Here is a 12,275-nt window from a genome sequence, read left to right on the forward strand (position 1 = left end):
CCAACCGGAACGCCAGCGATGACGCCGGACCGCCGGCGGGCCACACCGGACCGCCGCTGGCCCACCGGACGATCGGCGCACTAGGTTGGCGGGCATGGCGGGACGGGGTACGCCGGCGATCGCGCTGCTGGCGAAGCGGCGGATCACGCACCGCACCCACCCGTACGACGTGCCGGCGGACGCCGCCAACTACGGCGGGTTGGTCGCCGCAGCGCTCGCGGTCGCGCCGGAGCGGGTCTTCAAGACGCTGGTCACCGAGGTCGACGGTGCGCTGACCGTGGCGGTGGTGCCGGTCACCGGCGAGCTGGACCTCAAGGCCCTGGCCTCCGCCGTGGGCGGTAAGCGGGCGGCGCTGGCCGACCGCGCGGTGGCCGAGCGTGCCACCGGGTACGTGCGGGGCGGCATCAGTCCGCTCGGCCAGCGCAAGCGGCTGCCGACGGTGCTCGACGAGTCCGCCCTGACCCACCCCACCGTGTACGTGTCGGCCGGCCGCCGGGGCCTCCAGGTGGAATTGGCGCCCACGGATCTCGTGGCGCTCACCGAGGCCCGCACCGCCGCGCTGACCACCGGCTGACCGCACTCCACCTGCGCACTCACGCACCGTCGCTCGGCCCCGTACCGGGCGGGTGTCGTCGGCGTTGCTGAATTGTTACCGCCGACAACAAACTCATCGCCATCGCACTCTTGTGCTGGCGGGTGGGGGGAAATACGTTGCCGGACACAACAAAACAAACACCGATACCTTCCCCCACCCTCGAAAGGACCCTGCAGATGCGCAAGGGCTTCCTCGCCGTCGGCGCCGTGGGTCTCCTGACCCTCGGCTCCCTGACGGCCTGCGGCGACGACTCCGGCGGCGACCAGGCCGGTTCCGACAAGACCCCGAAGATCGGGGTGATCCTGCCGGACAGCAAGTCCTCGGTCCGCTGGGAGAGCGCGGACCGCAAGTTCCTGGAGGAGGCGTTCAAAGCCGCCAACGTCGAAGCGACCATCCAGAACGCCCAGGGTGACAAGAACGCGTTCCAGACCATCGCCGACCAGATGATCACCAGCGGCGTCACCGCGCTGATGATCGTCAACCTGGACTCCGGCACCGGCAAGGCCGTGCTCGACAAGGCCAAGTCGCAGGGCGTCGCCACGATCGACTACGACCGCCTCACCCTCGGCGGCTCGGCGGAGTACTACGTCAGCTTCGACAACGAGGCCGTCGGCAAGCTCCAGGGCGAGGGCCTCGTCAAGTGCCTCACCGACGCCAAGGTGGAGAAGCCGGCGATCGCCTACCTGAACGGCTCGCCGACCGACAACAACGCGACCCTGTTCAAGAACGGGTACGACTCGGTCCTCAAGCCGAAGTTCGACTCGGGCGAGTACACCCAGGCCGCCGACGACTCGGTGCCGGACTGGGACAACGCGCAGGCCGCCACCATCTTCGAGCAGCAGCTCACCAAGGCCGGCGGCAAGATCGACGGCGTGCTGAGCGCGAACGACGGCCTGGGCAACGCCGCCATCTCGGTGCTCAAGAAGAACAACCTCAACGGCAAGGTCCCGGTGACCGGCCAGGACGCCGACCCGCAGGGTCTGCAGAACATCCTCGCCGGTGACCAGTGCATGACCGTCTACAAGGCGGTCAAGCAGGAGGCGGACGCCGCCGCCGAGCTGGCCATCGCGCTGGCCAAGGGCGAGCGCAAGGAGACCGGCCAGACGGTCAAGGACCCGGAGAGCGGCCGCGACGTGGCCAGCGTCCTGCTCACCCCGAAGGCGATCTACAAGGAGAACGTCAAGGACGTCATCGCCGACGGCTACGTGACCAAGGAAGAGGTCTGCACCGCCGACTTCGCCAAGCTCTGCACCGAAGCGGGCATCAGCTGACCCACCCGCCAAGGCGACGCCGCCCGGCACGGCAACCCCGTGCCGGGCGGCGCGACGCCGCTGGACGGGCCCCGATCTCCCTCCGTGCCTAAGGAGAACCCCGTGTCCGCGACCCCACTGCTGGAGCTACGCGGGATCGACAAGAGTTTCGGTCCCGTCCAGGTCCTGCGCGACGTCGCCTTCGCCGCCTACCCGGGCGAGGTGACCGCGCTCGTCGGCGACAACGGCGCCGGCAAGTCGACCCTGGTCAAGTGCATCAGCGGCATCTATCCCACCGACTCCGGCGAGTTCGTCTTCGACGGTCGCCCGGTGCACATCAACAGCCCCCGGGACGCCGCCTCGCTCGGCATCGAGGTCGTCTACCAGGACCTCGCGCTCTGCGACAACCTCGACATCGTGCAGAACATGTTCCTCGGGCGCGAGAAGCGCAGCGGCATCGTGCTGGACGAGCCGACCATGGAGCAGATGGCCGCGGAGACCCTCGCCGGGCTCTCCGTACGCACCGTCAAGTCGCTGCGCCAGCACGTCTCCAGCCTCTCCGGCGGCCAGCGCCAGACCGTGGCGATCGCCAAGGCGGTGCTCTGGAACAGCAAGCTGGTGATCCTGGACGAGCCGACCGCCGCGCTCGGCGTCGCACAGACCGCCCAGGTGCTCGAACTGGTCCGCCGGCTGGCCGACAACGGTTTGGCCGTGGTGCTCATCTCGCACAACATGAACGACGTCTTCGCCGTCTCCGACCGGATCGCCGCGCTCTATCTCGGCCAGATGGTCGCCCAGGTGAGGACCACCGACATCACGCACTCGCAGGTGGTCGAGCTGATCACCGCAGGTCGTTCCGGCGGGCTCGGGCTCGCCACCGAACCGGCCGTCAACGGCAACGGTGGAGCACCCGCCAGCGGCAGCACAGGAGGGCTGGCATGAGCGAGCCTCGGCGAGCGAATCATCAACTCCGGGCCGATGCCGGCCCGCAGCGCAGCGGAGGGTCGGCATGAGTTCCACCGCCGTCAAGCAGGACGGGCCGGCCGCCGTGGCGCCCGCACCCACCGTCGGCAGTCACGTACGCGGCTACTGGCGTCGGGTACGCGGCGGCGACATCGGTGCGCTGCCCGCCGTCGCCGGGCTGCTCGTGCTCTGCACGATCTTCTCGATCATGCGTCCGAGCTTCCTCACCGCAGGCAACTTCGCCAACCTGTTCACCCAGGGCGCGGCGGTCACGTTGATCGCCATGGGCCTGGTCTTCGTCCTGCTGTTGGGCGAGATCGACCTGTCCGCCGGTTTCGCCAGCGGCGTCTGCGCGGCGGTGCTGGCCAACGTGGTGACCGTCCTCGGGTACCCCTGGTACGTGGCGGTGCTCGCGGCCGTGCTCACCGGCCTGGTCATCGGCACCACGCTGGGCTTCCTGGTCGCCAAGGTCGGCATCCCGTCGTTCGTGGTCACCCTCGCCGGCTTCCTCGCCTTCCAGGGCGTGGTGCTGCTGCTGATGGAAGAGGGCCGGAACATCTCGGTCCGTGATTCGGTCCTGGTGGCGATCGCCAACCGCAACCTGCCGCCGGCGCTCGGCTGGGCCCTGACCGCACTCGCGGTCGCCGGCTTCGCCGCGGTGCAGTTGCTGCGGTACCGCAAGCGTGCCGCACGCGGCCTGATCAACGACCCGCTGGCCATGGTGCTGGGCCGGATCGGCATCCTGGCCGTGGTCCTCGGCGTCGCCGTCTACGTGCTCAACCTGGAGCGCAGCCGCAACGTGCTGATCAGCTCGCTCAAGGGTGTGCCGATCGTGGTGCCGATCATCGCGATCCTGCTCGTGGTCTGGACGTTCGTGCTCCAGCGCACCAGCTACGGCCGGCACATCTATGCGGTCGGCGGCAACAAGGAGGCCGCGCGCCGCGCCGGCATCAACGTGGACCGGATCCGCATCTCGGTCTTCGTGATCTGCTCCACGATGGCGGCGATCGGTGGCATCGTGGCAGCGAGCCGGGCCAACTCGGTCGACCCGAACACCGGTGGTAGCAACGTCCTGCTGTACGCGGTGGGCGCGGCGGTGATCGGTGGTACCAGCCTCTTCGGCGGCAAGGGACGCGTCCTGGACGCGGTCCTCGGCGGCGCCGTGGTGGCGGTGATCGACAATGGCATGGGGCTGATGGGCTACAGCTCGGGCGTGAAGTACGTGGTCACCGGCGTGGTGCTGCTGCTCGCGGCGAGTGTCGACGCGTTGTCGCGACGACGAGCCTCGGCCACCGGCAACCGCTGATCCGCTGTACCGAAGGTAGTAACGCCCGATGCGCGTAGGACCCAGCCAGGACGAGATCCGCCGGCAGAATCTCGGTGCCCTGCTGCGCTACGTGCACCTGCACGGCGCCACCACGCGTGCCGAGCTGACGAACACGCTGGGCTTGAACCGGAGCACCATCGGCGCGCTCACCGCCGACCTCGCCGCGGCCGGCCTGGTGAGCGAGGGGGCGCCGAGGGAGACCGGCCGGGCCGGACGACCGTCGCTGGTCGTCCGGCCCGAGTCGGACCGGGTCTTCGCGTACGCGTACAGCATCGAGGTGGACCGGATGCGGGCCGCGCGGGTCGGTCTGGGCGGTGCGGTGCTCGACCGCTGGGAACTGGACCGACCGCGCGGGTTGACCGCCACGGAGGCCGCGCCGCTGCTGGCCGGAGCGGTCAAGGAGATGCGGCACGGGCTGCCGCAGGGCGCGGTCTGCGTCGGGGCCGGGGTGGCGGTCTGCGGCATGGTGCGCCGCGACGACGGGCTGGTCCGGCTCGGCCCGACCACCGGGTGGGTGGACGAGCCGATCGGCACCACCCTCGGCAGCGAACTCGGCGTCGACGTCCCGGTCACCGTGGGGAACGTCGCCGACGTGGCGGCCTTCGCCGAACACGCCCGAGGCGTGGCGGCCGGCTGCGACAACGTCATCTATCTCTACGGCGACGTCGGCGTGGGTGCGGGGATCATCGCCGGTGGCCGCCGCCTGACCGGGCACGGCGGCTACAGCGGCGAGGTCGGGCACATGGTCGTGACCCGCGACGGGGTGCGCTGCGAGTGCGGCAACCGGGGCTGCTGGGAGACCGAGATCGGCGAGCACGCGTTGCTGCGGGCCGCCGAGCGCTCGGACGCCCGAGGCCGGGAGGCGATGCTCGCGGTCTTCGACGCCGCCGACCGTGGCGACGCCCGGGCCCAGACCGCGGTACGCCAGGCCGGCGACTGGCTGGGTTTCGGCGTCGCCAACCTGGTCAACATCTTCAACCCGGAGATGGTCATCTTCGGCGGCACCATGCGTGACCTCTATCTGGCCGCCGCCGCCCAGGTACGCAGTCGACTCAACTCGAACGGCCTGCCCGCCTGCCTGGAGCACGTCCGCCTGCGGACCCCGAAGCTCGGCGAGGACGCCCCGCTGGTCGGTGCCGCCGAACTCGCTTTCGACCGGCTGCTGGCCGACCCGCTCGACGTCGGCTGATCCGGCCGGAGATGACCGTGAACCGGTTTCGGAACCGGTGAACTGATCGGCCACTCATTCCGTACCACTGTGCGGACGAGCGGCCGGCGGGGTGCGGCCGCCCGTCACGTAGTCGACCGGTTCTCGTCCGAGGAGGCGCCGCAGACATGGCACCGCTGGATTCCGTTCGTCGCCGGCAGGGCACCCGGTCCCGTCGCCTGGCGGTGCTGCTCACCACGATCGCCGCCGCTCTCGTCTGGCAGCCCGGTGCCGCCGTGGCAGCGCCCGTCGGTCAGCAGCTCGCCGCCGCCGACCAGGCCCTGCTCGACGGGGTGCGCCTGGCCGGGCTCTGGGAGATGCCGGCCGGGCAGATGGCCGCCGAGAAGGGCCAGTCGGCGGTGGTCCGCGAGGTCGGTGCGGAGATCGCCCGACAGCACGAGGAACTGGACCGCCTCACCGTGGAGGCCGCCAACAAGCTCGGCGCGACCATCCCGACCGTGCCGTCCGCACAGCAGCAGCAGTGGCTGACGGAGATGAAGAACGCCACCGGCGCCCAGTTCGACCAGATCTTCGTCACCCGGCTCCGGGTCGCCCACGGCTCGATCCTTCCGGTCGTCACCGCGGTCCGGGGCAGCACCCGCAACGACGTGATCCGGGACCTGGCCAACGCCACCAACAAGTACGTCAGCGACCACATGCTGATGCTGGAGAGCACCGGCCTGGTGCGGTACGCCGAACTGCCGCCCGCCGTGCTGCCCGCACCCGGTGAAGACGGACTGATCGCCGCCGCGCAGGCCAACACCGCACCGCCGATGGGCATCAGCAACACGCTGATCTGGGCGATCTTCCTCGCCGCCCTCGGCACCGGCGGCTTCCTCAGCTATCGGCTGTTGCGCCGCAGGTAACCAGCAGAACCACACCGATGGCTCCCCGTACCCGGGCCCTCGCCCTGCTCGGGCTGGTCCTGGCCACGCTGTGCGCCGCCCTGGGTCCCGCCGGCCCAGCGGCGGCGCACGCCGTCGTGGTGAGCACCACCCCGCAGCGCGACGAGGTGCTTCCGTACGCGCCGCGCGAGGTCCTGATCACCTTCAGCGAGTCGGTCGCACCGGTGTCCGGCCACGTGCAGGTGCTCGCGCCGGACGGCAAGCGGATCAACATCGGTGACCCGGAGGTCCGTGACCGGACCCTGCGGATCATGCTGCGCGCCTCCGACCGGCCGCTCGGCACGTACCTGGTCAGCTACCGCGTCATCTCCGCCGACAGCCACCCGGTCGCCGGCAGCTTCACCTTCGCCGCCGGAGCGCCGTCGGTGGCCCCGCCGCTGCCGGCCGTGGCGGAGTCGGAGTCACCGGCCGGGGTCCTGGTGCCCGCCGCCAAGTTCCTCGGGTATCTCGGTCTGCTGCTGGCGGTCGGCCCACCGCTGCTCGCGGCCACCATCTGGCCACCCCGACGATCCCGGCGGGGTGCGGCGGTGACCGCGCTGATCGGTCTCGGCCTGGTCGCGGTGTCCATCGTCGGCACCTGGGTCGGGCAGGCCGCCCAGGTGGTCGGCGCGCCGGTCGGGCAACTCTCCCCCGCCGACCTGCGTGCCGTCGCCGACACCGACATCGGGCTGGTGCTGGCCGCACGCCTGGCACTGGTCGGCGTCGCCGCCGTGCTGCTGCCGGCGGTCACCCGGGGTACCGCCGGACGCGCCCGGACCGGGGCGCTGGCCGCAGTCGGGGTGGCCGGAGCGGTCACCTGGCCACTCGCCGGGCATCCGGTCGCCGCACCCGTGCCGCCGGTGAGCATCGTGCTGACCACCGTGCACGTCGTCGGGGTCGCCGTCTGGCTGGGTGGGCTGCTCACCCTCACCGTGTTCCTGCTCCGGGGCACCCACGAGCGGGTCCTCGCCCGCATCCTGCCGGCCTGGTCGAGGTGGGCCACGCTGGCCGTGGCCTGGCTGGTCACCGCCGGGGTGCTCCAGGCCGCGATCGAACTCGGTCGGCCGTCGGCGCTGCTCGGCACCGCGTACGGTCGTCTGCTCTGCGCCAAGGCGGCGTTGCTCGCGACCGTGCTGGCGATCGCGGCCTGGCAGCGACGCCTGATCCGGCGGCGGGTCTCCGCCGGACGCCCCCGCTGGGTCGCCCGCGCGGCCGGCGTCGAACTCGCGGTGACCGCGCTGGTCCTGGCGCTGACGGCGGTACTGGTGCAGACGCCGCCGGGGCGTACCGACGGCGCGACGGCCGACGGGGTCACCCGGGACGGTGTCGCGCAGTCACTCACCACCAGCATCTTCGTGGTGCAGTTCGACATCTACCCGGCGGCGCCGAACACGGCGAACAGCCTGCACGCGTACGTCTACACGCCGGAGGGCAAGGAGCTGCCGGTGGCGGAGTGGAGCATCACCGCCGCGCTGCCGGAGGCCGGTGTCGAGCCGATCGCGATCGACGTGCTCAGCCTGGAACCGCACCACGGCAGCGCCGAGATCCAGTTCCCGCTGGCCGGTGAGTGGACGCTGCGGATCAGCGCCCGGACCAGCGACATCGACCGGGCCACCGCGACCACCACGGTGACCATCCGCTGACCGTGGTGGCCGGTAGGTCAGCGGTCGACCTGGGTGAAGTCCCAGGAGTGCGGCGGCCGGGCGAGCAGCATCACCGGTGGCTCGGGCAGCGGCCGGGGGCTGCTGCGCCACTTCGAGATCACCACCACCCGGTGGTCGGTGGAGGAGAACACCTCGCTGGACAGGTGCAGCGGGTCGTGCTCGAACTCGGGCAGGGCGCTGTCGCAGACCCAGGTGATCAACTCGGCGAGCGCGTACGGCTCCGCCCGCGCCTCCCACATGCGTACGATCACGTCGCCGTCCTCCCTCACACGCTGACCGTGGTCAGCGGCATCGCCGAATCCGCGGGCAGGTCGAGCCGGCTCGGCGCGACACCCGAGGCGACCAGGTGCGAGCCGAGGGCCGCCACCATCGCGCCGTTGTCGGTGCACAGCCCCGGCCGGGGTACGCGTACCCGGATGCCCGCTCGCGCGGCCCGCTGCTCGGCCAACGCCCGCAGCCGCGAGTTGGCCGCCACTCCCCCGCCGATCACCAGCGTCTCCACGCCACTGCTGCGGCAGGCGTCCAGCGCCTTGGTGACCAGCACATCGCAGACCGCCTCCTGGAAGGACGCGGCGACGTCGGCCACCGGCACCGGTTCGCCTGCCCGCTGTCGCGCCTCCACCCACCGGGCCACCGCGGTCTTCAACCCGGAGAACGAGAAGTCGTACCGGTGCGCGGCCAGGTCCTTGGCCGCGGTCAGGCCACGCGGGAACGCGATCGACGCGGGGTCGCCGGCCCGCGCCTCCCGGTCGATGTACGGGCCGCCCGGAAACGGCAGGCCGAGCAGCCGGGCCACCTTGTCGAAGGCTTCCCCGGCCGCGTCGTCGATGGTGGCGCCCAGCGGGGTGACACCGTGGGCCAGGTCGTCGACGAGCAGCAGCGACGAGTGCCCGCCGGAGACCAGCAGCGCGATCGCCGGCTCGGGCAGCGGCCCGTGTTCCAGCGTGTCCACCGCCACGTGGGCGGCCAGGTGGTTGACCCCGTAGACGGGCTTCTCGGCGGCGACCGCGTACCCCTTGGCCGCGGCCACCCCCACCAGCAGCGCACCGGCCAGCCCCGGACCGGCGGTGACCGCGATCGCGTCGACGTCGGCGAGGGTCACCCCGGCCTCGGTCAGCGCCCGCTGCATGGTCGGCACGATCGCCTCCAGGTGCGCCCGGCTGGCCACCTCGGGCACCACCCCACCGAACCGGGCGTGCTGGTCCACGCTGGACGCGAGCGCGTCGGCGAGCAGGGTGTGCCCGCGCACGATGCCGACACCGGTCTCGTCGCACGAGGTCTCGATGCCGAGGATCAGTGGTTCGTCAGCCATGGCTTCTCAGTCCTGGTTGCGCTGCATCACCAGCGCGTCGGTGTTGCTCGGTTGGTAGTAGCCGCGCCGCACGCCGATCGGTTCGAAGCCGTACGACGCGTAGAGGTGCTGGGCCGGCGCGTTGTCCGCCGCGACCTCCAGCAGCACGCTGCGTACGCGCCGCCGGGCGGCCTCGGCGAGCAAGGCCTCCAGCAGCACCCGCCCCACGCCCCGGCGCTGCGCGTCCCGCCGTACCGCGATGTTCTGCACCCACGCCTCGTCGGGCGGCGCGACGGCCAGCCCGGCGTAGCCGAGCACCGCGCCGTCGTCGTCGGTCGCGACCAGATAGAAGTGCCCGTGGGACAGCTCGTTCCAGAACATCGCCGCGGACCACTGCTCGGCGCCGAAGAGGTCCACCTCGATCGGCAGCACCTCGTCGATGTGCCACCACCGGAACCGGCCGAGCCGCACCGGGCCACGCTGCACCGAATCGGGCCGCACCGGATCCGGCCGCACCGGATCGGTGCGCTGCGGCTCGGTCATGGCAGGACCGGTTTGCGGGCGGTGGCCGCCACGGCGTCCGGACGTCGCAGGTAGAGCGGGGTCAGCGTCTCGCCGGGTGCACCGGCCCGGATGCGCTCGGCGGCCAGGGTGGCCAGCGCCGACGCGCCCGGGTAGCGCGGTTCCGGTCGCAGCGGCAGCCCGAGCGTCTCCGCGTACCGGTGCGCGCCGTCACCGACCGCCGCCGTGACACCCAGCTCCCGGGCCCGCTCGGCGGCGACCGCCGGGGCACCGACCTCCGGCCCGACGAGCCGCTGCCCGGCACCGTCGTAGACGGCCCAGTAGATCTCCCGCCGCCGCGCGTCACCGGCGGCCAGCACCGGCTCGCCGCTCGCCGCCGGGTACCCGATCGCGTCCAGCGAGCAGACACCGTACGTCGGGACGTCGAGCACCTGGCCCATCGTGGCGGCGGTGACCAGCCCGACCCGCAGCCCGGTGAACGGCCCCGGACCGAGTCCGGCGACGATCGCGTCGAGGTCGGCCGGGCGGACGCCGACGTCGGTCAGCACCGCGTCGACCTGAGGCGCGAGCAGCTCGCCATGGGCGCGGGCGTCGACGGTGCACCGGTGTGCCCGGGTCGTCACCGCCGTCGCGGTGACCTCGACCAGGGCCGCCGTCACCGCCGGCGTCGAGCTGTCCACCACGAGTACGAGCACAATGAGCCAGCCTAGCCGCACCGCCGACCGCCCCGTGGCGCCCCGCCCGCCCTCGATGGAAGCCGCCGCTCCGACGACCACTGCCGCTACCCAGAGTTGTCGGGCAAGTACTTCTGTTCGCCGAGCAACTTCTGCTCCCGCCACCACCGTCCCACCTCCGGACAGAGGAGGAATGTCGATTTGAAGGCCGCAGACGAGCAAGCGTTCCGGGAGTTCGTGACGTCCGAGATGGCGTCACTGCGCAAGCTGGCCTATGTGACCTGCGGGGACTGGCACGCGGCGGATGACGCGGTGGCCAACACACTGATCAAGCTGTACCCGCGCTGGCGCAAGGTGGAGCGCCCGGACCTGTACGCCAAGACCATGGTGTACCGGGCCGCCGTCGACGAGACGCGCAGGCCCTGGCGTCAGGGGCGGGAGCGGTCGGCCGGCTACGGCATTCCGGACGTTGCGCTGGACGACCCGAACGGTGCCACCGACGAGCGGCTACGGCTGCGGGCGGCGCTGAACGCCGTACCCACCGGCCAACGGGCCGCCGTGGTGCTGCGCCACTACCTCGGACTCAGCCTGGAGGAGACGGCCCAGGTCCTGGGCTGCACCGTCGGCACGGCGAAGAGCCAGACGTCGCGCGGTCTCGCCAAGCTCCGCGAACTACTCGGAGCCGACCGGCTCACCAACATCGAGGACAAGGAATGGAATGTCGCAATTGCATGAGATCGTGGCGGCGGTGACCGTGGACGAGCCGCCCATGTCGCGTTCCGTCGACCAGATCGTCGCGGCCGGCCGCAAGGCCGAACGTCGCCGTCGGGCAGGATTCGCCTCCGCAGGTGCCGCCGGCCTGGTCGCGGCCGTGGTCGCCGGCACGTTCGCGCTGACGCCGGGTGCGCCGGAGCAGCCGACCACGATCGTCGCCGGGGCCGCACCGGGCGCGGAGGCCACCTGGTCGGACGCGCCGCCGTTCAGCTTCACGTTCCGCGCGTTCGACGCCGGTCCGCTGCGCGTGCAGGACCCCGTGGTGGTCTCCACCGCCTATCAGATCGCCTCGGTCTACATGGACGGCAGAGTCACCCACGACCGGCCGGTCGAGGACTCCGAGACGCCCGTCCGTCGGGACGGGAAGCGGCCCCCGGCTGCCGGCACCGACTCGACCCAGCGACCGCTGTCCGCCTACCTGACGCTCTACCGGCCGGGCGCGTTCGACCCGGCGGGGATCGTCGGCGGCACCTCGTCGACGATCGCCGGCCGCCAGGCCGTCGAGTCGACCGTCGAGCCGGCCGGCCGGCAGTTGGCCTGGGAGTACGCGGACGACGCGTGGGCCGTGGTGACCGCGTACACCAGCACCCCCGAACCCTCCATCGCGGACCTGTCGGCGCTGGTCACCGCCCTGGAGCCGAGCCCGGCGACGCCGGCCACGCTGCCGTTCCGGGTCGGCTACCTGCCCGCCGGCCACGCCCCGGTGGAGGCCGGCACGCACGCCCTGCCCGGTCTGATCGGCATCTCGCAGGCCCGGGCGGGCAACTACGGCGGCGTGACCTACGCCGACCCCGCCCCGGCGACCACCGGCCTGAACGCGCCGTACGGCGACAACGAGGCCGGGACCATCCCGGGCAGTGTCAGCATCTACGTCATGCCCGCCTCCGCCTCCAACCAGCGCGCGAAGGCCGGCAAGACGAAGTGCTACCAGGTGTCGGGTGACCCGTTCTGCAACCGCTGGACCGCCGACGGCGCGGTGCAGGTGCAGGTTCTGAGCACCGGCGGGCTCTCGGTCGCGGAACTGACCAGGATCGCGGAGTCGGTCGAACTGACCGACGTCACCGACGAGAACACCTGGATCCCGGTGCCCCAGGCGCGGTAGCCCCTGGCCCACACCGGCGACC

General features: G+C 71.9%; 13 protein-coding genes. 9 read left to right on the forward strand and 4 right to left on the reverse strand.

What is annotated here, in order from left to right; all coding sequences use genetic code 11:
- Nucleotides 1-94: 94 nt before the first annotated feature.
- The 7 genes from ybaK to ACIBO1_RS05010 all read left to right on the forward strand — a co-directional run bounded on the left by ybaK (nt 95) and on the right by ACIBO1_RS05010 (nt 7,869).
- On the forward strand, nt 95-574 hold the full coding sequence (ybaK, locus tag ACIBO1_RS04980) for a Cys-tRNA(Pro) deacylase (RefSeq protein ID WP_396741605.1): 480 nt from the start codon (nt 95-97) through the stop codon (nt 572-574).
- Between the two features lie 197 nt (nt 575-771).
- Nucleotides 772-1,866 (forward strand): sugar ABC transporter substrate-binding protein, encoded by a 1,095-nt coding sequence (locus ACIBO1_RS04985; RefSeq protein WP_396741607.1) that lies wholly within the window; start codon nt 772-774, stop codon nt 1,864-1,866.
- 102 nt (nt 1,867-1,968) lie between these two features.
- Complete coding sequence (locus tag ACIBO1_RS04990) at nt 1,969-2,787, forward strand: ATP-binding cassette domain-containing protein (RefSeq protein WP_396741609.1); 819 nt, start codon at nt 1,969-1,971, stop codon at nt 2,785-2,787.
- A 67-nt stretch (nt 2,788-2,854) separates the two neighbouring features.
- Nucleotides 2,855-4,114 (forward strand): sugar ABC transporter permease, encoded by a 1,260-nt coding sequence (locus tag ACIBO1_RS04995; RefSeq protein ID WP_396741611.1) that lies wholly within the window; start codon nt 2,855-2,857, stop codon nt 4,112-4,114.
- A gap of 28 nt (nt 4,115-4,142) precedes the next feature.
- Nucleotides 4,143-5,324, forward strand: coding sequence for an ROK family protein (locus tag ACIBO1_RS05000; protein ID WP_396741613.1), 1,182 nt, complete (start codon nt 4,143-4,145; stop codon nt 5,322-5,324).
- A 146-nt stretch (nt 5,325-5,470) separates the two neighbouring features.
- Nucleotides 5,471-6,208, forward strand: coding sequence for a DUF4142 domain-containing protein (locus ACIBO1_RS05005; protein WP_350692790.1), 738 nt, complete (start codon nt 5,471-5,473; stop codon nt 6,206-6,208).
- 17 nt (nt 6,209-6,225) lie between these two features.
- A complete protein-coding gene (locus tag ACIBO1_RS05010) occupies nt 6,226-7,869 on the forward strand; it encodes a copper resistance protein CopC (protein ID WP_396741615.1) in 1,644 nt (547 codons plus the stop codon).
- 17 nt (nt 7,870-7,886) lie between these two features.
- Here the strand turns inward: ACIBO1_RS05010 and ACIBO1_RS05015 are convergent, their stop codons facing one another.
- The 4 genes from ACIBO1_RS05015 to tsaB all read right to left on the reverse strand — a co-directional run bounded on the left by ACIBO1_RS05015 (nt 7,887) and on the right by tsaB (nt 10,398).
- A complete protein-coding gene (locus ACIBO1_RS05015; RefSeq protein WP_131056998.1) occupies nt 7,887-8,141 on the reverse strand; it encodes a hypothetical protein in 255 nt (84 codons plus the stop codon).
- Nucleotides 8,142-8,155: 14 nt separating this feature from the next.
- Nucleotides 8,156-9,202 carry a tRNA (adenosine(37)-N6)-threonylcarbamoyltransferase complex transferase subunit TsaD gene (tsaD, locus tag ACIBO1_RS05020; protein ID WP_396741617.1) on the reverse strand — a complete coding sequence of 349 codons (1,047 nt, stop codon included), beginning with the start codon at nt 9,200-9,202 and terminating at the stop codon, nt 8,156-8,158.
- Nucleotides 9,203-9,208: 6 nt separating this feature from the next.
- Nucleotides 9,209-9,652, reverse strand: coding sequence for a ribosomal protein S18-alanine N-acetyltransferase (rimI, locus tag ACIBO1_RS05025; protein ID WP_350693173.1), 444 nt, complete (start codon nt 9,650-9,652; stop codon nt 9,209-9,211).
- A 68-nt stretch (nt 9,653-9,720) separates the two neighbouring features.
- The gene (tsaB, locus tag ACIBO1_RS05030) at nt 9,721-10,398 is read right to left on the reverse strand and encodes a tRNA (adenosine(37)-N6)-threonylcarbamoyltransferase complex dimerization subunit type 1 TsaB (RefSeq protein WP_396741619.1); all 678 of its coding nucleotides are present in this window, start codon (nt 10,396-10,398) and stop codon (nt 9,721-9,723) included.
- Between the two features lie 180 nt (nt 10,399-10,578).
- Between tsaB and ACIBO1_RS05035 the strand changes: the two genes are divergently transcribed.
- Together ACIBO1_RS05035 and ACIBO1_RS05040 are read left to right on the forward strand one after the other, a co-directional pair.
- Nucleotides 10,579-11,112: a SigE family RNA polymerase sigma factor gene (locus tag ACIBO1_RS05035; protein WP_396741621.1), complete on the forward strand. Its 534-nt coding sequence runs from the start codon at nt 10,579-10,581 to the stop codon at nt 11,110-11,112.
- Complete coding sequence (locus ACIBO1_RS05040; RefSeq protein WP_396741623.1) at nt 11,096-12,253, forward strand: hypothetical protein; 1,158 nt, start codon at nt 11,096-11,098, stop codon at nt 12,251-12,253. The genes ACIBO1_RS05035 and ACIBO1_RS05040 overlap by 17 nt, the downstream gene beginning before the upstream one ends.
- Nucleotides 12,254-12,275: the final 22 nt, after the last annotated feature.

It is taken from the genome of Micromonospora sp. NPDC049903, from assembly GCF_044460945.1.
GTDB lineage: Bacteria > Actinomycetota > Actinomycetes > Mycobacteriales > Micromonosporaceae > Micromonospora.

Coding starts and splice junctions, on each gene's coding strand:
- ybaK (WP_396741605.1), top strand. CDS start 95: ATGGCGGGACGGGGTACGCCGGCGATCGCGCTGCTGGCGAAGCGGCGG.
- ACIBO1_RS04985 (WP_396741607.1), top strand. CDS start 772: ATGCGCAAGGGCTTCCTCGCCGTCGGCGCCGTGGGTCTCCTGACCCTC.
- ACIBO1_RS04995 (WP_396741611.1), top strand. CDS start 2,855: ATGAGTTCCACCGCCGTCAAGCAGGACGGGCCGGCCGCCGTGGCGCCC.
- ACIBO1_RS05000 (WP_396741613.1), top strand. CDS start 4,143: ATGCGCGTAGGACCCAGCCAGGACGAGATCCGCCGGCAGAATCTCGGT.
- ACIBO1_RS05005 (WP_350692790.1), top strand. CDS start 5,471: ATGGCACCGCTGGATTCCGTTCGTCGCCGGCAGGGCACCCGGTCCCGT.
- ACIBO1_RS05010 (WP_396741615.1), top strand. CDS start 6,226: ATGGCTCCCCGTACCCGGGCCCTCGCCCTGCTCGGGCTGGTCCTGGCC.
- tsaD (WP_396741617.1), bottom strand. CDS start 9,202: ATGGCTGACGAACCACTGATCCTCGGCATCGAGACCTCGTGCGACGAG.
- ACIBO1_RS05040 (WP_396741623.1), top strand. CDS start 11,096: ATGTCGCAATTGCATGAGATCGTGGCGGCGGTGACCGTGGACGAGCCG.